The organism is Alphaproteobacteria bacterium, assembly GCA_037200005.1.
GTDB lineage: Bacteria > Pseudomonadota > Alphaproteobacteria > UBA9219 > RFNS01 > JBBCGY01.
The window spans coordinates 1,367,044-1,388,711 of the sequence record JBBCGY010000001.1; the positions used below are offsets into that span (position 1 = coordinate 1,367,044).

General features: G+C 60.6%; 28 protein-coding genes and 5 pseudogenes. 20 read left to right on the forward strand and 13 right to left on the reverse strand.

Annotation, left to right across the window (positions count from 1 at the left end):
- Positions 1-24: 24 nt before the first annotated feature.
- From WDO70_07050 to clpS, 3 genes and pseudogenes are all read right to left on the reverse strand, one after another.
- Positions 25-488 (reverse strand): annotated as a pseudogene (locus WDO70_07050) (RidA family protein).
- Positions 489-611: 123 nt separating this feature from the next.
- Positions 612-2,853: pseudogene (gene clpA, locus WDO70_07055) on the reverse strand (ATP-dependent Clp protease ATP-binding subunit ClpA).
- 3 nt (positions 2,854-2,856) lie between these two features.
- On the reverse strand, positions 2,857-3,192 hold the full coding sequence (gene clpS, locus WDO70_07060; GenBank protein MEJ0062950.1) for an ATP-dependent Clp protease adapter ClpS: 336 nt from the start codon (positions 3,190-3,192) through the stop codon (positions 2,857-2,859).
- A 120-nt stretch (positions 3,193-3,312) separates the two neighbouring features.
- Between clpS and WDO70_07065 the strand changes: the two genes are divergently transcribed.
- Genes WDO70_07065 through WDO70_07075 form a run of 3 tightly spaced genes read left to right on the forward strand, consistent with a single transcriptional unit; the run spans position 3,313 to position 4,601 of the window.
- Positions 3,313-3,630, forward strand: a complete 318-nt coding sequence (locus tag WDO70_07065) for a hypothetical protein (protein MEJ0062951.1) — start codon at positions 3,313-3,315, stop codon at positions 3,628-3,630.
- A gap of 15 nt (positions 3,631-3,645) precedes the next feature.
- Positions 3,646-4,158: a ribosome silencing factor gene (gene rsfS / locus WDO70_07070; GenBank protein MEJ0062952.1), complete on the forward strand. Its 513-nt coding sequence runs from the start codon at positions 3,646-3,648 to the stop codon at positions 4,156-4,158.
- Entirely contained in the window at positions 4,155-4,601 is a 447-nt protein-coding gene (locus tag WDO70_07075; protein MEJ0062953.1) for a 23S rRNA (pseudouridine(1915)-N(3))-methyltransferase RlmH, read from the forward strand. The genes rsfS and WDO70_07075 overlap by 4 nt, the downstream gene beginning before the upstream one ends.
- A 2-nt stretch (positions 4,602-4,603) precedes the next feature.
- Here the strand turns inward: WDO70_07075 and WDO70_07080 are convergent, their stop codons facing one another.
- Entirely contained in the window at positions 4,604-4,918 is a 315-nt protein-coding gene (locus WDO70_07080) for a hypothetical protein (protein MEJ0062954.1), read from the reverse strand.
- A 91-nt stretch (positions 4,919-5,009) separates the two neighbouring features.
- Complete coding sequence (locus WDO70_07085) at positions 5,010-5,849, reverse strand: ChbG/HpnK family deacetylase (protein ID MEJ0062955.1); 840 nt, start codon at positions 5,847-5,849, stop codon at positions 5,010-5,012.
- A 51-nt stretch (positions 5,850-5,900) separates the two neighbouring features.
- Here WDO70_07085 and WDO70_07090 point away from each other — a divergent pair, with 51 nt between their 5' ends.
- The 5 genes and pseudogenes from WDO70_07090 (at position 5,901) to gpmI (ending at position 10,586) form a co-directional block, all read left to right on the forward strand.
- Positions 5,901-6,761: a glycosyltransferase family 2 protein gene (locus WDO70_07090; GenBank protein MEJ0062956.1), complete on the forward strand. Its 861-nt coding sequence runs from the start codon at positions 5,901-5,903 to the stop codon at positions 6,759-6,761.
- A gap of 81 nt (positions 6,762-6,842) precedes the next feature.
- Positions 6,843-7,847, forward strand: coding sequence for a glycosyltransferase family 39 protein (locus tag WDO70_07095; GenBank protein MEJ0062957.1), 1,005 nt, complete (start codon positions 6,843-6,845; stop codon positions 7,845-7,847).
- Positions 7,783-8,133: a hypothetical protein gene (locus tag WDO70_07100; GenBank protein ID MEJ0062958.1), complete on the forward strand. Its 351-nt coding sequence runs from the start codon at positions 7,783-7,785 to the stop codon at positions 8,131-8,133. The genes WDO70_07095 and WDO70_07100 overlap by 65 nt, the downstream gene beginning before the upstream one ends.
- On the forward strand, positions 8,130-8,606 hold the full coding sequence (locus WDO70_07105; protein MEJ0062959.1) for a hypothetical protein: 477 nt from the start codon (positions 8,130-8,132) through the stop codon (positions 8,604-8,606). The genes WDO70_07100 and WDO70_07105 overlap by 4 nt, the downstream gene beginning before the upstream one ends.
- Positions 8,607-8,947: 341 nt before the next feature.
- A pseudogene (gene gpmI / locus WDO70_07110) lies at positions 8,948-10,586 on the forward strand (2,3-bisphosphoglycerate-independent phosphoglycerate mutase).
- Here the strand turns inward: gpmI and WDO70_07115 are convergent.
- The gene (locus tag WDO70_07115) at positions 10,499-11,059 is read right to left on the reverse strand and encodes a hypothetical protein (protein MEJ0062960.1); all 561 of its coding nucleotides are present in this window, start codon (positions 11,057-11,059) and stop codon (positions 10,499-10,501) included. The pseudogene gpmI and the gene WDO70_07115 sit on opposite strands and share 88 nt — an antisense overlap.
- Positions 11,060-11,265: 206 nt before the next feature.
- Between WDO70_07115 and WDO70_07120 the strand changes: the two genes are divergently transcribed.
- The 9 genes and pseudogenes from WDO70_07120 to WDO70_07160 all read left to right on the forward strand — a co-directional run bounded on the left by WDO70_07120 (position 11,266) and on the right by WDO70_07160 (position 15,145).
- Entirely contained in the window at positions 11,266-11,778 is a 513-nt protein-coding gene (locus WDO70_07120) for a hypothetical protein (protein ID MEJ0062961.1), read from the forward strand.
- Positions 11,775-11,987, forward strand: coding sequence for a peptidoglycan DD-metalloendopeptidase family protein (locus WDO70_07125; protein ID MEJ0062962.1), 213 nt, complete (start codon positions 11,775-11,777; stop codon positions 11,985-11,987). Before WDO70_07120 ends, WDO70_07125 begins: the two co-directional genes overlap by 4 nt.
- Positions 11,988-12,050: 63 nt before the next feature.
- Entirely contained in the window at positions 12,051-12,503 is a 453-nt protein-coding gene (locus WDO70_07130; GenBank protein MEJ0062963.1) for a hypothetical protein, read from the forward strand.
- Positions 12,500-12,868, forward strand: a pseudogene (locus tag WDO70_07135) (S41 family peptidase). Before WDO70_07130 ends, WDO70_07135 begins: the two are co-directional and overlap by 4 nt.
- Complete coding sequence (locus WDO70_07140; protein ID MEJ0062964.1) at positions 12,771-13,553, forward strand: S41 family peptidase; 783 nt, start codon at positions 12,771-12,773, stop codon at positions 13,551-13,553. Before WDO70_07135 ends, WDO70_07140 begins: the two are co-directional and overlap by 98 nt.
- Positions 13,537-13,797, forward strand: a complete 261-nt coding sequence (locus WDO70_07145) for a hypothetical protein (protein ID MEJ0062965.1) — start codon at positions 13,537-13,539, stop codon at positions 13,795-13,797. The genes WDO70_07140 and WDO70_07145 overlap by 17 nt, the downstream gene beginning before the upstream one ends.
- 189 nt (positions 13,798-13,986) lie before the next feature.
- Complete coding sequence (locus WDO70_07150; GenBank protein MEJ0062966.1) at positions 13,987-14,352, forward strand: divergent polysaccharide deacetylase family protein; 366 nt, start codon at positions 13,987-13,989, stop codon at positions 14,350-14,352.
- Positions 14,342-14,590 (forward strand): divergent polysaccharide deacetylase family protein, encoded by a 249-nt coding sequence (locus WDO70_07155; GenBank protein MEJ0062967.1) that lies wholly within the window; start codon positions 14,342-14,344, stop codon positions 14,588-14,590. The genes WDO70_07150 and WDO70_07155 overlap by 11 nt, the downstream gene beginning before the upstream one ends.
- A gap of 51 nt (positions 14,591-14,641) precedes the next feature.
- Positions 14,642-15,145 carry an RNA pyrophosphohydrolase gene (locus WDO70_07160; protein MEJ0062968.1) on the forward strand — a complete coding sequence of 168 codons (504 nt, stop codon included), beginning with the start codon at positions 14,642-14,644 and terminating at the stop codon, positions 15,143-15,145.
- On the opposite strand, the gene WDO70_07165 is transcribed toward WDO70_07160, so the two are convergent.
- Genes WDO70_07165 through WDO70_07175 form a run of 3 tightly spaced genes read right to left on the reverse strand, consistent with a single transcriptional unit; the run spans position 15,106 to position 16,633 of the window.
- The gene (locus WDO70_07165) at positions 15,106-15,828 is read right to left on the reverse strand and encodes an N-acetylmuramoyl-L-alanine amidase (GenBank protein ID MEJ0062969.1); all 723 of its coding nucleotides are present in this window, start codon (positions 15,826-15,828) and stop codon (positions 15,106-15,108) included. The genes WDO70_07160 and WDO70_07165 overlap by 40 nt on opposite strands.
- A gap of 2 nt (positions 15,829-15,830) precedes the next feature.
- The gene (locus WDO70_07170) at positions 15,831-16,040 is read right to left on the reverse strand and encodes a DnaJ domain-containing protein (protein MEJ0062970.1); all 210 of its coding nucleotides are present in this window, start codon (positions 16,038-16,040) and stop codon (positions 15,831-15,833) included.
- A gap of 59 nt (positions 16,041-16,099) precedes the next feature.
- Positions 16,100-16,633: a TerB family tellurite resistance protein gene (locus WDO70_07175; protein ID MEJ0062971.1), complete on the reverse strand. Its 534-nt coding sequence runs from the start codon at positions 16,631-16,633 to the stop codon at positions 16,100-16,102.
- A 111-nt stretch (positions 16,634-16,744) separates the two neighbouring features.
- Between WDO70_07175 and irrA the strand changes: the two genes are divergently transcribed.
- Positions 16,745-17,164: an iron response transcriptional regulator IrrA gene (gene irrA / locus WDO70_07180; protein MEJ0062972.1), complete on the forward strand. Its 420-nt coding sequence runs from the start codon at positions 16,745-16,747 to the stop codon at positions 17,162-17,164.
- Positions 17,165-17,174: 10 nt separating this feature from the next.
- On the forward strand, positions 17,175-17,966 hold the full coding sequence (locus WDO70_07185) for a phosphatase PAP2 family protein (GenBank protein ID MEJ0062973.1): 792 nt from the start codon (positions 17,175-17,177) through the stop codon (positions 17,964-17,966).
- Here the strand turns inward: WDO70_07185 and WDO70_07190 are convergent.
- Positions 17,851-19,077, reverse strand: a complete 1,227-nt coding sequence (locus WDO70_07190; GenBank protein ID MEJ0062974.1) for an EAL domain-containing protein — start codon at positions 19,075-19,077, stop codon at positions 17,851-17,853. The genes WDO70_07185 and WDO70_07190 overlap by 116 nt on opposite strands.
- Before the next feature lie 203 nt (positions 19,078-19,280).
- Between WDO70_07190 and WDO70_07195 the strand changes: the two genes are divergently transcribed.
- A complete protein-coding gene (locus WDO70_07195) occupies positions 19,281-19,850 on the forward strand; it encodes a DJ-1/PfpI family protein (protein MEJ0062975.1) in 570 nt (189 codons plus the stop codon).
- Here the strand turns inward: WDO70_07195 and WDO70_07200 are convergent.
- The 3 genes and pseudogenes from WDO70_07200 to WDO70_07210 form a co-directional block, all read right to left on the reverse strand.
- Positions 19,847-21,088: pseudogene (locus tag WDO70_07200) on the reverse strand (COX15/CtaA family protein). The gene WDO70_07195 and the pseudogene WDO70_07200 sit on opposite strands and share 4 nt — an antisense overlap.
- Complete coding sequence (locus tag WDO70_07205) at positions 21,085-21,411, reverse strand: hypothetical protein (GenBank protein ID MEJ0062976.1); 327 nt, start codon at positions 21,409-21,411, stop codon at positions 21,085-21,087. Before WDO70_07205 ends, WDO70_07200 begins: the two are co-directional and overlap by 4 nt.
- The gene (locus WDO70_07210) at positions 21,359-21,598 is read right to left on the reverse strand and encodes a hypothetical protein (protein MEJ0062977.1); all 240 of its coding nucleotides are present in this window, start codon (positions 21,596-21,598) and stop codon (positions 21,359-21,361) included. The genes WDO70_07205 and WDO70_07210 overlap by 53 nt, the downstream gene beginning before the upstream one ends.
- Positions 21,599-21,668: the final 70 nt, after the last annotated feature.

Below are 21,668 nucleotides of genomic sequence, written 5' to 3' on the forward strand. Positions count from 1 at the left end.
TGGAGCAACGGTTAGAAATTATAGTCAGTCCGCCTTGATCGCGAAAACCGCCTCGACTTCCACTGCTGCGTCGAGCGGCAGCGAGGGCGCGCCGACGGCGGCGCGGGCATGGCGGCCCGCTTCGCCGAACACCGCGAGCATCAGTTCGGATGCGCCGTTGACGACTTTCGGATGATCGGTGAAATCCGGCGTGCAGGCGACGAAGCCGCGAGCCTCACGACCCGCGCGACTTTCTCAAGACTGCCGAGCGCCGCCTGAGCCTGCGCCAAAAGATTGATCGCGCAAAGCTTCGCCGCTTCCTGTCCTGTGGCGATATCGACTCCCGCGCCCAGCTTGCCGGTGAATTTCACCTTGCCGTCCGCCGACGGAATCTGGCCGGAGACGAACAGCAGATCGCCCGCGCGCACGAAAGGCACATAGGCCGCGACCGGAACGGGCGGCGTGGGCAATGTGATGCCGAGTTCGGCAAGGCGGTTGGCGATGGTCACGGTGGCTATCCTTAGGGGACACAATACGAAACGATAACTGCTTCTACTTCTCCACGAGCGCTTTTTTCTTGCCGATTTTTTCTTCCCGCTCTCCGCCTTGATCTCCGGCGCGTCGGGATAGGAGAAGCTTAGCTTATCCGCTTTCTCGTCGAGGCCGATCAGCACCGCGCCGCCCTTGGCCAGCTTGCCGAACAGCAACTCGTCGGCCAGCGGCTTTTTGACTTCCTCCTGAATGACCCGCGCGAGCGGGCGCGCGCCATAGAGCGGATCGTAGCCCTTCTTGCCGAGCCAGCGCCGCGCCGCGTCGGTCAGTTCGATGGTCACGCCGCGTTCCGCCAGCTGGCCTTCGAGCTGAAGGATGAATTTATCCACCACCCGGTCGATGACATCCATGCCGAGCGCGTTGAATCCGATAACGGCGTCGAGCCGGTTGCGGAATTCGGGCGTGAACATGCGATTGATCGCTTCTTTGTCCTCGCCCTCGCGATGTTCGCGGAAAAAGCCGATGGCGGGCTTGGCAAGATCGGCGGCGCCCGCATTCGTGGTCATGACCAGGATGGCATTGCGGAAATTGACCGATTTGCCGTTATGGTCGGTGAGCTTGCCGTGATCCATGACTTGCAGCAGCACATTGAACAAATCGGGATGCGCCTTCTCGATTTCGTCGAGCAGCAGAACGCAATAGGGATGCTGATCCACCGCGTCGGTGAGCAGCCCGCCCTGATTCGAAACCGACATAGCCCGGCGGCGCGCCGATCAAGCGGCTGACCGCGTGGCGCTCCATATATTCCGACATGTCGAAACGGTGCAGTTCGATACCGAGCGATTTCGCCAGTTGCCGCGCCACTTCGGTCTTGCCGACGCCCGTCGGCCCCGAGAACAGATAGCAGCCGATGGCTTCTCGGCTTCGCGCAGCCCCGCCCGCGCCAGCTTGATGGCGGCGACCACCGCCCCGATGGCCTGATCCTGCCGAAGACCGCGTTCTTCAAATCTTGTTCCAAATTCTTCAACACCGCCCGGTCATCATGATTGACGGTTTTGGCCGGAATGCGGGGCGATCTTGGCCACGACCGCTTCGATATCCTTGATGCCGAGCGTGCGCTTGCGCTTGCCGGGCGGCAGCAAAGCCTGCGCCGCGCCGCTTTCGTCGATCACGTCGATAGCCTTGTCGGGCAGCTTGCGGTCATGGATGTAGCGCGAGAAAGCTCCACCGCGCCCTTGATGGCGTCGGCGGTGTAATGAACCTTGTGATGGTCTTCGTAATACGACTTCAAGCCGTTCAGAATCTTGATCGCGTCCGCACTGTCGGCTCGTTGATGTCGATTTTCTGGAACCGGCGCACCAGCGCGCGATCTTTTTCAAAGTGGGTGCGGTATTCTTTATAAGTGGTCGAGCCGATGCAGCGCAGCGACCCGGACGCCAGCGCGGGCTTGAGAAGATTGGATGCGTCCATCGCCCCGCCCGACGTCGCTCCCGCGCCGATGACGGTATGGATTTCGTCGATGAACAAAACGGCGCCCGGCATCGACTGCAATTCCGACAGCACGTTCTTCAGCCGTTCCTCGAAATCGCCCCTGTATCGCGTGCCTGCCAGCAACTGCCCCATATCGAGGCTGTAGATCACGGCGTTCGCCAGAACCTCCGGCACTTCGCCGCGAATGATGCGCCGCGCCAGCCCCTCGGCGATGGCCGTCTTGCCGACGCCCGGATCGCCAACCAGCAGCGGATTGTTCTTCTGGCGGCGGCACAGGATTTGCGCCGTGCGCTCGACCTCGGCGGCGCGGCCGATCAGCGGGTCGATCTTGCCCTGCTTCGCCTTCTCGTTGAGATTCACGCAATAGGCGTCGAGCGCGTCCTTACCGCGCCGGACCACGCGCTCGGCTTCGGCGTCTTCGTCGGCGCCGCTGGCCGAAGCGGAGGCGAAGCCGCCGCCCGCCACCTTGGTGATGCCGTGCGAGATGTAGTTCACCGCGTCGAAGCGCGTCATGCCGTGATTTTGCAGGAAATAGACGGCGTGGCTTTCGCGCTCGGAGAACAGCGATACCAGCACGTTCGCGCCCGTCACCTCCTCGCGTCCCGACGACTGCACATGGATCGCCGCGCGCTGCAGCACGCGCTGGAAGGCGGTCGTCGGCTTTGGATCGGCCGTGTCGGGCGCGAGGGTGCCGAGGCCGTCATCCAGATGCTCGATAAGCTCGGCGCGCAGTTTTTCGATATTAAGGCCGCAGGCGCGCATGACCGCGACGGCGTCCTGATCCTCGGTCAAGGCCAGCAGCAGATGCTCGAGCGTCGCGAATTCGTGACGCCGCTCATGCGCGAATTGCAGCGCCCGATGCAAGGTTTGTTCGAGATTGCGCGCCAGCATGAACTACTCCTTTTCCATCGTGCATTGCAGGGGATGCTGTTTCCGCCTCGCGGCGTCCATGACCTGCGTGACTTTCGTTTCGGCGACTTCATGCGTATAGACGCCGCACAGCCCCACGCCGCGCTGATGAACATGCAGCATGATGCGCGTCGCCTCCTCCCGGTTCTTGCCGAAAAAGGTTTCCAGAACCTGAACCACGAATTCCATCGGCGTATAATCGTCGTTGAGCAGCAGAACTTTATACAAAGACGGCTTTTTGGTCTTCGGCCTGCTTTTGACGGCAAGACCGGCAGCGGGATCGTCGCGGTCGTCGGGAAGATGCGGTTTCTTCGGGGCCATGGGGCCGATTATAGCAGAATCCGGAGACAAATCGAGGGCAAATAAGGGCGCGAAATCCCCGCTTGACTGGATATCATCCCGCTACAATAGTGGGATAAATCCTTTCATGAGGAGTTTGCCATGCAGGCAAAAACCATACTTTTCCAAACGACCCCGGAGCAGCGCGTCCAGATTCCCCCCATCGCCCTTGAACTGCGCAGAAGCGGCCAAGCGGCTTCTTTCGTGGAAAGCGTCATGGAGGTGGCGGGCGGCGATCAGGGCGTATTCGATATGCTGTCGCTGTGGAAACAAGCTAAAACCGAGCAGGATCGCGGCGCGGCGCTTGCCGATCTCAAGGATATGGTGCTGAACTATGGGCATGAGGTGCCGGGCATGCCCGCGCCGAAAGTTCCCAAGACGACATTCAGCCCGCGCGGCGACATCATCCAGAACGACTGACAGGAGTAAAATAGCGTGGCTAAAAAAACGCCGGTGAAACCGGCCAAGAAATCCTCCGCCAAATCTTCCGCACCAAAGAAGACAGCGAAGAAGAAGATTCCGGCAAAATCCGCCAAACTTCTTGCCGCCAAAAAACCCCCGGCGAAAAAACCGGCGGCCAAAGCGGCGAAGGCTAAGGCCGCGCCCGCCAAATCCGGCAAGCCGGAGCAAATCCGCGATATCGTTCTGCATGTCCTGGAAGACCGTCAGGCCGATCAGATCATCACGCTGGATTTGCGCGGCAAAAGCAGCATGGCCGACTATCTCATCATCGCTTCGGCGCGCGCCGCGCGGCAAATCGGGGCCATCGCCAGCCTGATCCGCGAGGAACTCGCCAAGCTCGGCATCCGCCAGGTGCGCAGCGAAGGCGTCACGCAAGGCGACTGGGCGCTGGTCGACGCGGGCGACGTGATCCTCCACCTGTTCCGCCCCGAAGTGCGGAAATTCTACAATATCGAGCGGATTTACGGAGCGGACGCGCCGGAATGAAACTCGAAATCCGCGCCATCGGCAAATTGCGCGGCCCGCTGGCGGAGATGTTCGACGAATATCGCAAGCGTCTCGGCAAAGACCTGACCTGCCGCGAATATGAAGCGCCCAAAGGCTTGACCGGCGCGGCGCTGAAGAAGAAAGAGGCGGCGTTGCTGCTGGCCGATCTGCCGCCTTATCCCGTCATCGCGCTCGACGAGCGCGGCAAAGACGAAAGCAGCGCGGCATTTGCCGAAAAATTCTCCAAATGGCATGAGGTGGGCGGCGCGACATTTCTGATCGGCGGCGCGGACGGGCATGACGACAGCGTGCGCGAACGCGCCGATCATCTTTTATCGCTGGGGAAGAAAACCTGGCCGCATCTGCTGGCGCGGGTGATGCTGGCCGAGCAAATCTACCGCGCCCGGCAAATTTTGGCGGGGCATCCGTATCATCGGGAATAGTATTACTTACACACCGGCGTGAACGTCACCGGGCCTTGGGAGCCTTGCAGCGTCACAGGGCGGGCAGGTTCGGCTCGACAGGCGGCGGCAATGACATCAGCTTGCTGATTCTCGGCCTCTCGTTGAAGGCCGGGCTTCGCTGCCTGGTATCCAACGACCGCCCCAAGCGCCACAGAAACAACGCCAGCAGCAATAGACTTCCAGCGATTTGGAGCAGATATATCTGGGATATAGAGGTTCTCAACAGGATGGTAAACCTTGTTACCCCCTCTACGCGTTTCAACAAGCGTGGCACTCTCGGCAAAAACTTCAAGCATTATTATCTCCGTGTTCTGAAAAACAGTTCGTCCAAACGCACACAGCCACTGTAGATTGCGTCCGGTGCGCCAACAACGCATTTAAATAGTTTCATGCACCATTAACCGTGATTTCCTGGAATTTTCCTATCCGCCAGCCGCCATCCCGCAACAATGCGGCGAAACCATCGCCGCGCAGGAAATCATATTCATGCTCGCGCCAGCCGGTCAGAGGATCGCCGGCGATAGGCCATGCGCCGGGATGACAGTTGATCAGCGTCCCCTCCCCCGCTTCGCGCAGCCATTGTTCGTATAGGGAATGGGCGGAGCGCTTCTCCGGCCGGAAATCATGGATGCCGAAAAATTCCCGGTTATGCGAAATGGCGGCACCCTGAAGCGCGTCGCCGAAACCCATGCCCATCGCATTGACGGCCAGCGCCTTGATGGGCGAAGCGGCTCGCTTCGCGATCATGGAAAACTGCGTCGCGCAATGCCGGACATAGCATCCATGCGCCGCCGCGAGTTCGATCACCGCGTTACGGATCACGGGAAAGACATGCACATGCTGGTGACCGTCGATATGGCTCGGCAACTTCCCCATCGCCCGGCAAAATTCATCGAACTGCCGGCGGCATTCGGCGCGGATTTCGGCGGCATCGAGCCGCCCCGAAAGCGCGATCATCATCAGGCGGTTCAATCCCGGCAATGTTCCGCCGGGTGCAAGCCTTGGCATCGCGCCGAGCGGCGCATAGTCGGTGAAGTTAAGATGCAGCCCGGCATCGATATCGCATTGCGCCGCCGCGAGGATTGGGGCAGATTGGCTCCAGTCCGCGCCGTTCACCATGCAGCTCGCGGCGCTGATGCGCCCGGCATCCGCCAGCTCGAGAATCGCGCGGCTGATGGCGGCGTTCTGGCCGAAATCATCGGCGCAAAGCGTCAAAATTTTCGTCACGGGCGAGCCTCCGATTGACGGCATACCCTATCGTGCAACATTATACGCGTCATGTCCCTCTCAGCACCGCTTCTCTCCATCGTCCTTCCGGCCCATAATGAGTCGGCTACTTTGCCCGAACTCATGCGGCGGATTCACGCCGCGTTGGCCGGGCTGGACGGAGACTATGAAATCATCGTCGTCGATGACGGCTCCACCGACGCGACCCATAGCACGCTCCGGGAATTGCGGCAAAGCGATCCGCGCCTGCGCCTGATACGCCTTGCGCGCAATTTCGGCAAGGAGGCCGCCCTAAGCTGCGGCCTCCATACCGCGCGCGGACAAGCGGTCGTGACCATGGACAGCGATTTGCAGCATCCGCCGGAAATGCTGCCCGACCTGATCGCCGCATGGCGGAAAGGCGCGGCCATCGTCATGACGGTGCGGCGGAACCGCCAGATCGACAATAAGCTGCGGCGCGTCTTCACCAAGATATATTATCGGCTGATGTCATGGCTCAGCGAGGTAAAAATCCCCACGGGCCTCGGCGATTTCAATCTCTATGACCGGCAGGTGGTCGAAGCCCTCAAGCAGCAGATACCGGAACGCAACCGCTATATGAAAGGCATCGTCAGCTGGGTGGGGTTCAACCGCGCGCTGGTTCCGCTGCATGCCGAGCCGCGGCGGCACGGCAAAAGCACGTTCTCTTTTGTCTTGCTGCTGCGCCTCGCGCTGGTCGCGCTGACCTCCTTCAGCAATTTTCCGCTCAAGATATGGTCGATGCTCGGCGTGGCGATCTCGCTGATCGCGCTCGGCTATGGCGGATATTTGACGGTGCGCACCATGGTGTCCGGCATCGATCTTCCCGGTTACCCTTCGCTGATCGTGGCGATTTTGTTCCTCGCGGCATCCAGCTTATCAGCCTCGGCGTGATCGGCGAATATCTTGGCCGCGTCTTCACCGAAGTCAAAGCGCGGCCGCTCTATCTGATTTCCACGCGCGAAGGATTCGAGGATGACTCGAACAAGCCATGATGACCGCAGCGCATTCCTGGTTTTGGATCTTCGCCCTAAGCCAATTGGCGCTCTGGATCGCGTTTCCGGCAATCTGTTCCGTAACCTTCCTTTGGATGTCATGGAAGGCTTGGTCTGGGGGCATGGCTGGCCGCTCGGCACCTATAAGCACCCGCCCCTCCAGGCATGGATTCTCGAAATCGCCTCCGTGATCGGCGGCCATAGCGACGCGGCGATTTACGCCACCGGCGCGGGCAGCCTTTTCATCACTTACGTCGCCTTATGGCAGCTGGGGAAAATGTTATTGCCGCCCGCTCAGGCCGCCACCGGCGTTCTGGCGATGGCGGCGTGCTTTTACTTCGCCACCACCATTCCGGAATTCAACCCCAATGTCGTGCAGATACCGCTATACGCGCTGTGCGGACTGTTCTTCTGGCGCGGCTTTCGGCATGACCGGCTGAAGGATTGGCTGATCTTCGGCCTCTGCGCGGGACTCGGCATGTGGGGGAAATACACCTTCGTGCTGCTATTGACCGGCTTTCCGATATTCATGCTGTGGGAACCGCAAGCGCGGCGATATGGAAGCGTCCCGGCCCCTTATAGTGCCGCGCTCACGGCGACGCTGGTTTTCCTGCCGCACCTCATCTGGCTGATCGGGCATGACTGGCTGCCGATGCAATACGCCGCTTCGCGAACGGAACCGGTTTCGTATTTCTGGGAGCGGTTCTGGTGGCCGGTGATGTTCCTTCTGACGCAACTGCTCGCTATCGGGCCGAGCATCGCGATCATATGGCTTGCGCGGGAGCGCGGCCCCAAAATCGAAACAACGCCAACGCCGCAAGCGGCCCGCCTTTATCTCACGCTCCTGGCCTTCGCGCCCCGCCTTGTCGCTTGCCGCTCTCGTGGCTATTGGCGGCGGCAAGCCGCGCGATATGTGGGGCATGCCGTCCTGGCCGTTCATCGGCCTGTGGGCGACATGCCTGTGGCGCGGCGATTTCGCGCATAGCCGCGCGGCGCGGATGCTGCTTATCTTCGCCATACTGGCGATGCCGGTCGCGCTATGGATCGGGGATCGATTAAGCGCGCCATTCGGCTATCCGGCATGGCGCACGAGCTTTCAGGGCAAATATCTGGCGCGGGAAGCAGACGTTCTCTGGCGCGAGCAGAATTTCGGCGAACGGCCGCTGATGATCGTGCTGGGCGACAGCTGGTATGGCGGCAATATCGCCTGGTACGGTGAGGCCCGCCCTCAGGTCATGATCAACGGCAGTCGCTCTATAGCCCATGGGTGAATCCGGACGACGTCGCCCGACATGGCGCGCTGGCGGTATGGGATATTGACGGCAATGGCATGGATGCTCCGGATTGGGCGGCGCAATACGGAGCCGTCCTCGCCACCCGCATCGTCTTCCTGCCCTACGGCAATCGCACGCTACGCGCCCGACTGGCAATTATCGCCCCGAATCGGCGATATCAGATTAGTTGCTCGAACCGGGTTTCCAGCCTGCTGGGCTTGGATTCTTGTTGTGGTGCTTTTTCCGTTTGGGCTCTCCAGGAGTCTGCGCGGGAGCGGGCTGCGGTTGAGCCGTGGTGCCGGCCACTTCGGAATTGGCGTTTTCCCCATTCGATTTGCGCAACGCGCCAAGCATTATTCTTACCCATATTATTTCCCCTCAATATCGATTCACATTATCAGTTACGTAATCTGCCAAATTTTTCCGCAATGTCGAATGTAATTTTTACTTTCATCACCAACTATAGTTAATCAGCGGCATGCGCCGCTCACCTTCCGGCAAGGTAGCGCCCGGAAATTCTAAGTTTTAGGCTCGTCATTTGGCTTGGCCGGGCGAGGCAGACCTGGCCTTCCGGGAGAAGAAGCGGCACAATGGGCACCGGCTGCGGCATCAGGGCCGCCTAAGATCGGGATGGCGATACGTCATCGGAAATCCGAGTTCGCGATTCCGGTCTAAATCTATGCCCGTGGGCACTGGCCGCGGCGGCTGTTGCGGTATGATTGGCATGGGCGCTTTATATACCGCTTATATTCACTTTCAACATCGTCCTTATCGCTATAAAATTGTTCCAGCTTTAACTCAAGGATACGAAATGACCGCCCATCATCCTAAGCCTGTTGTGCTCTGCATTCTCGACGGCTTCGGCTGGCGCGAGGAAACGGCGGACAATGCCGTGGCCCAGGCGCACAAGCCGAATTTCGACGCGCTGTGGGCGTCATGCCCGCGCGGCTTTCTGGATGCCTGCGAGGAGCATGTCGGGCTGCCTCACGGCCAGATCGGCAATTCAGGAAGTCGGGCATATGAATCTCGGCGCGGGGCGCGTGGTGTTTCAGGATTTGCCGATGATCGACCGCGCCATCGCAGCGGGCGAGTTTCAGACCAACCATGCCCTGAACGAACTTATCGGCAAGCTCAAGACGACGGGCGGCACATGCCATCTGCTTGGCCTGACGTCGCCGGGCGGCGTGCACGCCCATGAAAAACCACATGCTGGCGCTGGCGGCGCGGCTTGCCGAAGCCGGTGTTCCGGTCGCCTTCCATGCCTGGCTCGACGGGCGCGACGTGCCGCCGCATCAGGCGGTCACGGACGCTGCCCGCTTTGATGAAAAAATCGCCGCGCTGCCGGGCGCGAAGATTGCGACGATGGAAACCATCTGCGGGCGCTATTTCGCCATGGATCGCGACAAGCGGTGGGAGCGGGTCGCGCAAGCCTATGACCTGCTGTTGACGGCAAGGGCGACGCGATCACCGATCCGGTCGCGCGCTGAACGCGCACTACGCGACGGGAACCGGCGACGAATTCATCCCGCCTCTGGTCATGCCCGGCTATCAGGGCATGAAGGATGGCGACGGCATCCTATGCGCCAATTTCCGTGCCGACCGCGCGCGGGAAATCCTGACCGCGCTCCTTGATCCCGCTTTCGACGGCTTCGCGCGCGGGCGCGTGGTGAATTTCGCGGCGGCAAGCGGCATGGTGGAATATTCGACGGCGCTCAACAAACTGCTGACGACGTTATTCCCGCCCCAAAGATATCCGCGACGGCCTGGGCGAAGTCGTCGCCCGCGCCGGATTGAAGCAACTGCGCATCGCGGAGACCGAGAAATATCCGCACGTCACCTTCTTCTTCAACGGCGGCAACGAAGTTCCTATGAAGGCGAAGAGCGCATCATGGTGCCCTCGCCCAAGGTCGCCACGTATGATCTTCAGCCGGAAATGTCCGCAGCTGAAGTCACCGATAAAGTCGTCGCCGCCATCGACAGCGGCAAGTTCGACCTCGTCATCATCAACTACGCCAATCCCGACATGGTCGGGCATTCCGGCATTCTCTCCGCCGCAATCAAGGCGGTGGAAGCGGTGGATAAGGGGCTAGGCGGTCTGATCGCCGCCGTGAAGCGCCAGGGCGGCGCGGCGCTGGTCACCGCCGATCACGGCAATTGCGAAATGATGCGCGATCCCGAAACCGGCGGGCCGCACACGGCGCATACGCTCAACCGCGTGCCGATGCTGCTGTTCGGCGCGCCCGAAGGCGTCAAGACGCTGCGCGACGGCAAGCTGGCCGATGTCGCGCCGACCACTGCTGGAGCTTCTGGGACTACCGCAGCCTGCCGTGATGGGATGGGAAGAGTTTGATGGTGCGGTAAGTTACGGCGCTTTCGGGGCGGCGTGCGCGGAATGCGCCGGCGGCATGGGCCGGACGGGCGCGACGACCGCCGCATGCGCCGGACGATGATCCGAAAAATCGCCCCGCAGATAGCCTATCGCGCCTACCACCGCCGTGGAGGCCAAAAGGCTCACGGCGCTTGAGACAAATTCTTTTTTCCAATTCACACGGCGCAATAGGATCATAGCTCCCTCCGCTGCCGTTTCGGGATCGGTTCCGGGGATATATAAATTCTCGCGGGCCGCAGCACTCTTTTCATATCGTTTCCTTTCAAATCCAGTCAGGACGGCAGAATAGCGGCCGGGTTTGATATTGTCGATACCGGTGTTACCCTCGCCGCGATCATGAATCGCTTTGCCGTTTTCGCCATCTTTCTCGTTTTCGCGCCCCTGCCCGCCGCCGCCGACACGGCCGGAGAGCTGCAGAAGGTTGAGTCCGCCCTGCGGGAAAAGCAGAACGCCGCCGCCGCCGCCGCCAAGGCTGCCGCGGAGGCGCAGCGCGAGCTTGTCCAGTTGCAGGAAAAGCTGCGCGCGGCGGCCCAAGGAAGAAGCGGCGCTGCAAGATCAGCTCGACGACATGACCGTCGAACTCGGCAGCCTGCGCGAACAGACCGCCGCCGTCCCGCCTAGAAACTCGACGCCACCGCCAAAACGGAAACCAGCAGCCTGGGCATTTTATTGAGGCTTGGGCAGCTGCCGCCCGCCGCCTGTGGTTCTATGACGGCGTATCGATCGACCAGGAGCGCCGCATGCTGCTGCTTCGCACGGCGGCGCGCGGCCTCGACGCCCAGGCCGCCGATCTGCGGCAAAATCTGCTGACCGCCGACCGGCTCAAGGCCAGGCTCGCGGCGAAGCAGGACGAGCTTGTGACCGCCAAGAGCATGCTGCAGTCCAAGCAGGACGAGCTGAACGACCTGATCGCCGCCCGCCGTGCCCTGGCCGCCACGCATCAGGCCGAACAGGCGGAACTCTTGCGCGATACGGCGAAACTGACGGCGACCGCCGCCGATCTGCGCGGCCTGCTCGACAATATGACCCGCAAGAAGAAGCAAACAGGCCGGCCCGCCATCCTGCAGGCCCGTCCCGACATTACGCTGCCGGTCGCGGGGCCGGGTGACGCGCGCCTATGGCGTCCGCGACCGTTTCGGCGTCAACAGCCGGGGCGTGACGATCGCGGGCAAGCCCGGCGGGTGGGTCGTCGGCGCCGCAGGGCGGAAAAGTGGTTTTTGCCGGTCCGTTCAAGGGTTACGGCAACATTTTGATCCTGCAGCATATGGGCGAATATCACAGCCTGCTGGCCGGATTCGGCAAAATCGACGTCAATATCGGCCAATCGGTCATGGCCGGAGAGCCCATAGGCTCCCTTAAGCAGCGGGGCGATGCCGCCGAACTTTATTTCGAATTGCGCCGCAACGGAAACCCCATCGATCCGCTCCTGGTTCAAACGCCGCAACGGGGACGGAAAAGGTAGCGCAAGCCCTTGTGAAGGCAGCCCGCTTTCTATACATTGCAGTGAAAGAATCTCTCTTCGCGCTTGGATTTCCGCTCATGCTGCATCGTTTTATTCCCGTTCTGGTGGTGTTCCTTCTCGTCGGCGCCATCCCGCTTCACGCTGAAACCCCATCAGCTCGGTGACATCCAAGCCGAAAGAATCCGCGATAACGAAACGTTCAAACAGCTTAGCCTGTTCGCCGACGTTCTGGAGCGCACCCGCGCCGATTATGTCGAAGAAGTCTCCGACGAAAAACTGATCGAATCCGCATCAATGGCATGCTGGTCTCGCTCGATCCGCACTTCGTCATACCTGAACCGTAAAAGTTTCGCCGAGATGCAGACCCAGACCAAGGGCGAATTCGGCGGCCTCGGCCTCGAAGTCACCATGGAAAACGGCCTGGTCAAGGTGGTGTCGCCGATTGACGGCACGCCCGCGGCCAATGCCGGAATGCAGCGGGCGACCTTATCACCCATATCGACGGCAAGCCGGTGACCGATCTCACGCTGGCCGAAGCGGTTGACCAGATGCGCGGCCCGCAGGGCACCAAGGTCACGCTGACCGTGCGGCGCGGCGGCCTGGTCGGCCAGCCTTTCGACCTGCCCATCACGCGCGCGGTGATCCGCATTCAGTCGGTGCGTTTCCGCGCCGAAGGCAATATCGGTTATATCCGCATCACCACCTTCAACGAGCAAACCCAGACCGGCCTCGACAAGGCCCTCGCCGAACTCGATAAAACCGTCGGCGACAAGCTGATCGGTTATGTCGTCGATCTGCGCAACGATCCGGGCGGGCTGCTCGAACAGGCGGTATCGGTCCGCGGGCACCTTCCTGCCCAAGGGACGCGGAAGTCGTCTCGACCCGCGGCCGCCATACGGAAGACAGCCAGAGCTATACCGGCAAGAGCGGCGACAAGGACCGGCGGCAAGCCGATCGTGGTCCATCATCAATGGCGGATCGGCCTCGGCTTCGGAAATCGTTGCCGGCGCACTGCAGGACCATCACCGCGCGATCCTCATCGGCACCAAGAGCTTCGGCAAAGGATCGGTGCAGACCATTATTCCCATCGCCGGATCGGGAGCGATGCGCCTGACCACCGCGCGCTATTACACGCCGTCGGGACGCTCGATCCAGAAACTGGGCATCGAACCCGACATTCTCGTCCAGCAAGCCAAGCTGGAAGAAATCAACGCCGGAAAAGGCATCAGCGAAGCGGATTTGAAAGGCGCCTTGGCCAACCCCGACAGCGCGGCGCCGGCCAAGCCGGTCGATCCCGAAGAAAACTCGGAAGAAGACGAGAGTGCCAAAGAGGCCAAGCCGCCCAAGGACAAAGATAAAGACGGCAAAGCCAAGGACGGCAAGGGCAAGGATGGCAAGGGCAAGGATGGCAAAGATAAAGACGCCGCTAAAAAAGAACCATACGACAACCAATTGGCGCGGGGCGCTAGATCTCCCTGCGCGGCATCAATCTTTATGAGCAGAAGGCCAAACATCCTTGACGCCCATCCAATCCGACTCTTGAGTTGCGATGATTATACTGTCTGATTGGCGCACGACTTTATCCCGCTGGCCCCCACGCGCTTGCCCTTCTGCTGGCGGCAATATGCTGACGCTCGTCATCATGTTGCTGTGGCCCGCACCCGACGCACGGACCAAGTACGAGGTCAAGCAAGACATCGCCAAGGCTCCTGAAGCGGCTGAAATCGGCAGCGCCTCCGATTGCGGCAGCCGTTCAAGACATCTCGCCGTCTCCCGCAGCCGTCATTGCCGATATAGAGCCGGAAGATAAGATTCAGCTGCCCGCCGCACCCGACCCTATCGTCACGGAAAAAACCAAAACCGGCGCGCTTCCCGTCATCGCCGAAGACGGACGCAAACCCTGGCAGGTTTACGCGCGGCCCTACGCCGCCGTTAAAAGACCGCAGGTTGCCATCGTGATGGGACCCGTAGGCAATGATCGCGTGGTCACCATGCCGCCATAGAACATCTTCCGGCGCTCGTGACGCTGGCGATTGATGCTCAGGCGTCGGATTTAAACGAATGGTTCACCCGCGCGCGGCAAAACGGACATGAAACCTTGCTCGCCATTCCCGCCGAGCCGCTGGATTATCCCCAAAGCGATCCGGGCCCCGGCCTTTTATTGTCCGGCGTCACCGACGCGGAAAATGTCCGCAGGCTTCTGGCTCACCTGGCCAAAGGATCGGGATATATCGGCGTGACGACATTTTCCGGCAGCCGGTTCGTCGGCATGCCCAAACTGATGCAGCCGGTCGTCGCCGAGATCAGCAAGCGCGGCCTCGGCCTTTTCGGACGCCAAACTGTCGGAGCGCAGCGTGCTGGCTAATCTCGCAAGTCAGCAGAAAGCGCCGCTTGCGGCCATCGATTTCCGCATCGACGCCGATCTCGCGTCGGAATCCATCGACCAAATTCTGGCGCAGGCGGCGCGTCAGGCGCAACAGACCGGCAACGCCGTATGCCTGATCGCCCCCACGCCGCTCGCGATCGACCGACTCAATCATTGGGTGGCGGGATTGCGCGCTTCGGGCATAAGACTGGCGCCGCTTTCGGCCATGCTGCATTAATGACGGCGACCCCTTCCAAAAAAAACCGCGACTTACGATCCCGGCGACGGACTGAGTCCGTACCGACAGGGCGTCATGCTGTTTTTGTTCGACCGGCGCGGCTTGATTTTCTGCGGCAAGCGCCGCGACAGCGATCCCGCGAAAAGCGGCGAAGGCTGGCAAGTGCCGCAAGGCGGCATCGACCAAGGCGAAACTCTGGAAGCCGCGGTCGCTCGCGAATTGAAAGAGGAAGTCGGCGCGCATGTCGCCGCGCGGATCATCGCCGCCGCGCCCAAACCCATGTTCTACGATTTCCCGGATTTCCTGGGCAGCCGCAAGGCGTTCAACGGAAAATATCGCGGCCAGATGCAGCACGCCTTCCTGTTGTTTTATTCCGGCGACGGCGGCGATATCGACATCAGCCATAGCGCGGACGGCGAGCCGCCGGAATTTTCCGCCTATGACTGGAAAACGCCGGAACAAATCAGGAGCCTGATCGTCGTCTTCAAGCGCCCGCTTTACGACCATGCGCTCGATTATTTCGAGCCGATGATCGCGGAATATAACGCCCGGTAAAGCCGCAACCGCGCCGCCGTTCCGGCGTTAGGCAATCCCGTCAGATTGTCCTGATGCCAATGCCGCTGAAAAGCGAGCAGGCACAGACGCAGTTCGCGGTCGTATTCTCCGGCCTCGGGGCACTCATAACCGATTTGCCGCAAAGACCGCCTGATCTCCGCAATATCCATCGCGCCTTCATGTTCCGCCGCCGGTTCGCCCCACAGGCCGATGCCGCGCGCGGCCAATGCCTTCCATGGAAAATATTCGCCGGGGTCTTCTTTGCGCATCGGCGCGATATCGCTATGCCCGATAATATTGGATGCGGGAACGGCGTGGCGGTGCATGATATCCAGAATCAGGTCTCCGCATACTCCGATCTGCGCGTCCGGAAAAGTCTCATAGCCGAATTGGTGCCCGCGATTGACCAGCTCGATGCCGACCGAGACGCCGTTCATGTCGCGCTCGCCGCGCCAGAATGACTGCCCGGCATGCCATGCGCGCTTATCCTCGCCGACGAATTGCCAGATTTTTCCGTCGCGCTCGATCATGTAATGGGAGCTGGCTTTGGCCGCGGGATCGCACAGGCGGTGACGCGCCGCGTCGGCGCTTTCCATGCCGGTATAATGCAGGATCACATATTGAACGGCCTTGCCGTCCGCCCGCTCATCCCAGTTCGGAGAATCCTGGCGGACAATCTGCATGCTCAGGTCATCCCCCGCGCTTTGCATATCTGGTCATAGGCGGCGTTGATGCGTTTCATTTTCTCGGTGGCCACCGACACGAACTCGGCGGCCATGCCCGCCGCCACGAGCTTGTCGGGATGATGCTCGACGATAAGCCTGCGGTAAGCCGCCTTGACCGCCGCCGGGGTGCTGGCGGGCGTAACGCCGAGAATCCTGTATGGGTCGTCCACGGCCTCGGCGGATGGCCGGCCGGGTTTTTTGCCGCTGCCGGTGGCCGGGGAATGCGCCGCTACGCGCCGCGATCAGGCTGAATTCGTAGGGGCTGAACCCGAAAATGCGCGCGACATCGCGCAGAAATCTTTCTTCCCTCGGGAACGATGCCCGCATCCGCCGCGGCAATGAGCATCAGGCCGGTCAGAAGCTCTTCCAGCACGGCAGGCCGGGCATGAAACAGGCGGGCAAGCTGCGCGGCGTAAGCTTCATAGCCCGCCGCGTCCTGCCGCGCCTGATCGAACAGCGCGCCGATTTGCGCTTCATGCTGCGACGGAATCTGGAAAACGCGCTTGAACGCCTCGATCTCGCTGCGGGTGACTTTGCCGTCGACCTTGGCCATTTTCGCCCCCAGCACCACGATGCCGACGGTAAACGCGACCTGATCCATATTGCCGCCGATATTAATTCCGGCGGCATGGGCGTCGCGCAGAAAATCCTGATTGTTCCGGCTGAGCCGGACGTCGGCATAATGCCCGGCCATCAAACCCAGAACGAGGCCGGGAAAGCCGAATATCGCTCCCACGGCGCTGCCGAAGATTTTTCCGATCATCGTATCTGTCCAAAACCCATTCGGCCAAAAACCTATCCGGCTTGTGCCTGCGTCCAATCTGCTATACTCTAGCATAATGATCCTATTTGGCGGAATCCTCGGCGGGCGGCAATGAAAACCTCCGAAAATCATGCAACCGGCGTGCCAGTCGCGGCGCTTTTGTCCCGCGCCGGGATACGCCCTACAAAGCAGCGCATAGCGCTGGGCCAGCTGCTGTTCGACGGCAAGGACCGGCATATCACCGCCGAACAGCTGCATGACGCCGCACGCAGCCACGGCCATACCATGGCGCTGGCGACAGTTTATAACAGCCTGCATCAGTTCACGGCGGCAGGACTGCTGCGGCAGGTTGTGGTCGACGCCACGAAAGTCTATTTCGACACCAATACCGGCCACCATCATCATTTCTTCGATCCGGGCACGGGATCGCTGGCCGATGTGCCGGGAGAAGCCGTGCGGATCGAGCGGCTGCCGTCGCCCCCCGAAGGGCGCAGCATCGATCATGTCGATGTGATTATCCGCCTGCGCTGATCCTGTTCTCATGGCAAAATCTCTCTGGCTGGCGGTTCTGTTCTCTCTTGCCGCGCTGACCGCGATCCGGCCCGAAACCGATCTTCTTGTATCGCGCTGGTTTTATACGCCGGGCAACGCGCCCGACGAAAGATTTCCGCTGCGCTTCTGGGGCGTCACGGACATGATCCACACCCTCGCCGTCAATATGTGGATGCCAATGGCGGCGATCCTGGCCGGGGGGCTGCTTTGGGCCGTCCGGCGCAAGAAGTCGCCGCGCGCCTGGCTGTTTCTTTTGCTGGTTCTTTTGATAGGCCCAGGCCTTGTCGCCAATGCCGTGCTGAAGGACCATTGGGGGCGCGCGCGTCCGGCGCAGGTGCAAGAATTCGGCGGCGGCGCGATCTTCACGCCCTATTGGCAGATCGCGGATCAATGCCGCGACAATTGCTCCTTCATCGCGGGCGACGGCGCTTTCGGCTTCGTACTGCCCGCGCTCGGCCTGGTGCTGGCAAGGCGGCGCACCTGGTTCTGGAGCGGAATAACCGCCGGAATTATCATGGGCGGCAACCGCATCGTCATGGGATCGCATTTCATGTCCGATGTCGTGCTGGCGGCGCTGCTGATGCTGCTGACGATGCTGTTGCTCCATGCCGCGATCTACGGCCCGCGCGCGACCCGGGCAGGCATGGCGGGAAATTTAGCCTATTTTACTTCTTCTCTTCCTCAGCCATCAAATCGTCAATCAGCCAGCCCTGGAACAATTCGACGCCGAGTTTCCGGCCGATATCCAGGGCGGCTTCGTTGTCGCAGCGATAGAAGATGATTTTCTCGCGCGGCAAAGCCTGCATGGCCTGCAGCACGCCGGGATCGCTCAGCGGCGCGATGACATCCTTGCTGACGCGGATTTTGTAGTAGTCGGCATCGAACTTAGCGACATTCAAATAAGTCAGCAATGCGGGATGCAGCGCGTCGAGCGTGACCTGGAATTTTTCCTGCCGCAGCAAATCGATCGCGGTAAGCGTCGTATCCAGGTTCAGCAGCAAATCGCCGCGATTGATCTCAAACCCGATCTGGCGGCGGCGCTCGACCGGCACCGCCTTGGTGAATTTGGCGAAGGGCGCGCCCAGCACGCTCTCGACGGCGATATTCAGGTTGATCATGCCCGCGGCTAGGCTTTCCGGGCGATCGGCGAACTGATTCAACAGCCGATGGTCAAGGGCGCTGCATAATTCCATGAACAGGCGTTCGGGCGTCCGGATATCCAGGCGCGGAAAACGCTCGCGCTTGAGCTCGTCGACGGCGACGAAATATTCCGCCCCCGCGACTTGCCATTCGCCGCCCGCATGACGGTAGATAGGCTGATGGCGCACATAACGGCGAATGTCGATTTCCTCGAACAGCTTTTCGATCTGGTTGAGCGTCCAGACGGTCAGAGGCCCGCGCACGGAATCGCTTTGCAGCGCGAGTTCGGGGCTTGGGTTGGCCGAACCGATTTGCGAAGCGGCGCGCGCCGCTTCGATATAATGATTGCTGCGCTCGCGGATTTGCGGATAGCCGCCGGGCAATTCATAGACATGGATCAATTGAGCGGCGGCATCGCCGCCCGTTTCGGGACACGTTACCGCCGCCGTGATTCGCTCAATGGTTTCGGCGCGCGGCCTTCCCCCCGCGAGCGGCGCGACCACGAAGCCATCTCCATTGGACATGAAGTGGAGTTCAGCGCCCTGCTGCTTTGTGGCCTCGGCCAATTGCCGCTGCAATCGCTCTTTCAACTCCAGATCGGCATGCAAAGCCGCGATGGACGCAAAGGTAATATTCACGACAAGATAGGGCACGCCCTGGCGATGCCTATGGCGCAGGCGCATGATGAAATCCTGCTCCCGCACCATATCGCCCGGCATGGCCTTCACATCGTCGACTTCCCATACGCGCATAGACTGCAGGGTAGCATTTGTTTTCCTAACCAGTTGTTAACCCGCCGAATGGCGGCCCGAAAGTAAAATTGTCGTTGCACCCGCCCCCACTTCCCGATATAAACCCCCTCACACACAACAGCTTGCTTCGCATAGCCGTCCGGTTCAAAGGACGGGGGCATTTCGCACCTGCAAAGCCAGCATTAACCCTCTAGGGAGTCCGCATGGCAGCTTCGGTTTTGTCCTCTTCGGTTCAGAATGTTTTGATTTTAGTGGCAAGTGGCGTTGATGAGGTACAATTAACCGAGATGCAGCGGGCCTTGATCAAGGTTGGCGCCAAATTCCGCGTCGTGGCGCCGGAACAAGGGCTGGTGAATGGCTGGCATGACAATGCCTGGGGTCATTATTTTCCCGTCGACCAGACGGTCGGCGAAGCGCTCGGATCGGATTTCGATATCCTGGTGCTGCCGGGCGGCGAGCGCAGCGCGCATAAGCTGAAGCAGAATCTCCATACCCGCCGGATCATCAACCATTTCCTCGACGCGAATAAGCCGATCTCGGCCATCGGCGAAGGCGTCGGCCTGCTGGCGCTCGGCACCCGTTGCGGCGGCCGCACCGTCTCGGCTCTCCCTGCTCTCGCCGCCGACCTTGCCGCGGCGCAAATATCCGTCGCGGCGGATGAAACGATCGCCATCGACGGCAATCTGCTCACCGCGCAAGGCCCCGCCGCCGTGGCATGGATCGCGATGCTGATCGAGCGCATGACCGCTCCCGAAGTGCGGCAGGCGGCCTAAACTTTATCGGGATATAGCTGCCGCAAATTGACGATGACAAGCGTCAGCGTCAGAATCGCCCCCGCTTGATGCAGGGCCGCCAGAACGATATTCGCGTGGGTCAGCAGCGTGGCGATGCCAAGGGCAAGCTGCAAAGCGAGCATATGCGCGAGCGCGATGGCCCAGCGCCTTGACGGTTTCGACGGCGCATTCCGCAGCAGCCTCCAGCACCATGTCCATAAAACGCCCGCCGTGCCGATCGCGAGAACGCGGTGCATGAATTGCACCAGCGCGGCATTGTCGAAAAAATTGATCCATAGCGGCCTTATCGTCCATGCCGCCGCGGGAACGATCTCGCCATCCATCAGCGGGAAGGTATTATAAACCCATCCCGCCTTCAGCCCGGCGACCATAGCGCCCCATGAAATCGTTACGGCCAGCAAGGCAAGCCCTGTCCAGCCGTGCTGCCGCATGACGCCGCGCGCCGGATGGTTTTCCTTGCCGGTTTCTTGGCGCAGCAACAGCCCGCAGGCAATCCATAGCAAATAAGCATAAATGCCTAGCGCCAGAACAAGATGCAGCGCCAGCCGAATATGGGCTGACATAGACGCGCTCGCTCAGGCCGCTTGCCACCATGAACCATCCGACGGCGCCTTGCAGCCGCCAAGCACGAGGCCGAGCCATAGCTTGCCCGTCATATCCGGGGAAATTTTCCGGCGTAACAGGAAATAAAAGAACGGCAACGCGTAAACTACACCAATCAGCCTGCCCCATAGCCGGTGCAGCCATTCCCAGAAATAAATCGCCTTGAAATTATCGAGGCTCATGCCCTGATTGAGCATCTGATACTGGGGAATTTTTTGGTAAGCGGCAAAAGCCTGCTGCCATGCCGCATCGTTCAACGGCGGCATGATCCCGGCTATCGGCGCCCATTCGGTGATCGACAATCCGGATTCCGTCAGCCGGGTCACGGCGCCGATGACCGCCATGGCGAAAATCATGGCGCAGCAGAGCAGCAGCCAATGGGCGATGGGTTTCACGTCGTTCATGATAATGGCATGGAACCTGTTCAGAAATCTTGTCAGGCGCGGCCCCAGATATTTATCCATGCTGCGCCTGCGCTCATAGCGCGCCAATCCGCGGCGCAGAGCGATTACCAGAGCGGCGATTCCCAGTGCGGCCGGCAACGGCCATTGCAATTGCGCCGGCAGGAAGGAGCTCGCGATGATAGCGAAGTTAGCCATCATGCTCCCCGTCATGCCGCGACATGGCGCGTGAGCCAGCCTTCCGCCAGCCCGTCATAGGGACGTTGCAGGTCCTTGATTTCCTGGACGACCATGCTTGCGCCGCCCAGCGCGAACAAAGCGAACAATATGGCCGCGCGAGGATTGGATTGCGCGAACGCGACCCAGGCGACGTTCAGGGAAACAGCGGCCAAAATGCCGAGGATCGCCCAGTCGATCCAATTGCCGCGCCCTTTCCTGTATAAAGCGCGCCAGCCGGAAAGCAGCATATAGGCAAAGAAGCCGTTAAAGCAAAACAGCAGCAAGAGTTTTGCCGCCAGGCAATCGTGTACAGCCAAATCCGAACGCCAGCATCGCGCATACAAGATATATCTGTCCGGCATCGCGGTGAATATCGCTGCCCTTGGCAGCCAAAAGCGGCAGCAACCCGATCATGAGCGCGACAATGACGCAGGAAATGTGCGTAAGCTGCAAACTCCAATCGAGCACGGATAAATTGCTGTCGGCGAATTCAAACAAGTTCATATGCTCATCCACCTAATTTCGCATCGCTATCGAGCATGGAAGCCAGCCGGCAATAAATCAATTTTAAGCA

Bases quoted from the DNA above. Each gene is read 5' to 3' on its own strand.
- WDO70_07195 (MEJ0062975.1), top strand. From the start codon at position 19,281: ATGGCAGCTTCGGTTTTGTCCTCTTCGGTTCAGAATGTTTTGATTTTA.
- WDO70_07185 (MEJ0062973.1), top strand. From the start codon at position 17,175: ATGGCAAAATCTCTCTGGCTGGCGGTTCTGTTCTCTCTTGCCGCGCTG.
- WDO70_07080 (MEJ0062954.1), bottom strand. From the start codon at position 4,918: ATGCTTGAAGTTTTTGCCGAGAGTGCCACGCTTGTTGAAACGCGTAGA.
- WDO70_07065 (MEJ0062951.1), top strand. From the start codon at position 3,313: ATGCAGGCAAAAACCATACTTTTCCAAACGACCCCGGAGCAGCGCGTC.
- WDO70_07190 (MEJ0062974.1), bottom strand. From the start codon at position 19,077: ATGCGCGTATGGGAAGTCGACGATGTGAAGGCCATGCCGGGCGATATG.
- WDO70_07120 (MEJ0062961.1), top strand. From the start codon at position 11,266: ATGCTGCTGCTTCGCACGGCGGCGCGCGGCCTCGACGCCCAGGCCGCC.
- WDO70_07165 (MEJ0062969.1), bottom strand. From the start codon at position 15,828: ATGCAGATTGTCCGCCAGGATTCTCCGAACTGGGATGAGCGGGCGGAC.
- WDO70_07140 (MEJ0062964.1), top strand. From the start codon at position 12,771: ATGTCGTCGATCTGCGCAACGATCCGGGCGGGCTGCTCGAACAGGCGG.
- WDO70_07210 (MEJ0062977.1), bottom strand. From the start codon at position 21,598: ATGAACTTGTTTGAATTCGCCGACAGCAATTTATCCGTGCTCGATTGG.
- WDO70_07175 (MEJ0062971.1), bottom strand. From the start codon at position 16,633: ATGATCGGAAAAATCTTCGGCAGCGCCGTGGGAGCGATATTCGGCTTT.
- WDO70_07075 (MEJ0062953.1), top strand. From the start codon at position 4,155: ATGAAACTCGAAATCCGCGCCATCGGCAAATTGCGCGGCCCGCTGGCG.
- irrA (MEJ0062972.1), top strand. From the start codon at position 16,745: ATGAAAACCTCCGAAAATCATGCAACCGGCGTGCCAGTCGCGGCGCTT.
- clpS (MEJ0062950.1), bottom strand. From the start codon at position 3,192: ATGGCCCCGAAGAAACCGCATCTTCCCGACGACCGCGACGATCCCGCT.
- WDO70_07090 (MEJ0062956.1), top strand. From the start codon at position 5,901: ATGTCCCTCTCAGCACCGCTTCTCTCCATCGTCCTTCCGGCCCATAAT.
- WDO70_07145 (MEJ0062965.1), top strand. From the start codon at position 13,537: ATGATTATACTGTCTGATTGGCGCACGACTTTATCCCGCTGGCCCCCA.
- WDO70_07095 (MEJ0062957.1), top strand. From the start codon at position 6,843: ATGACTCGAACAAGCCATGATGACCGCAGCGCATTCCTGGTTTTGGAT.
- WDO70_07100 (MEJ0062958.1), top strand. From the start codon at position 7,783: ATGCCGTCCTGGCCGTTCATCGGCCTGTGGGCGACATGCCTGTGGCGC.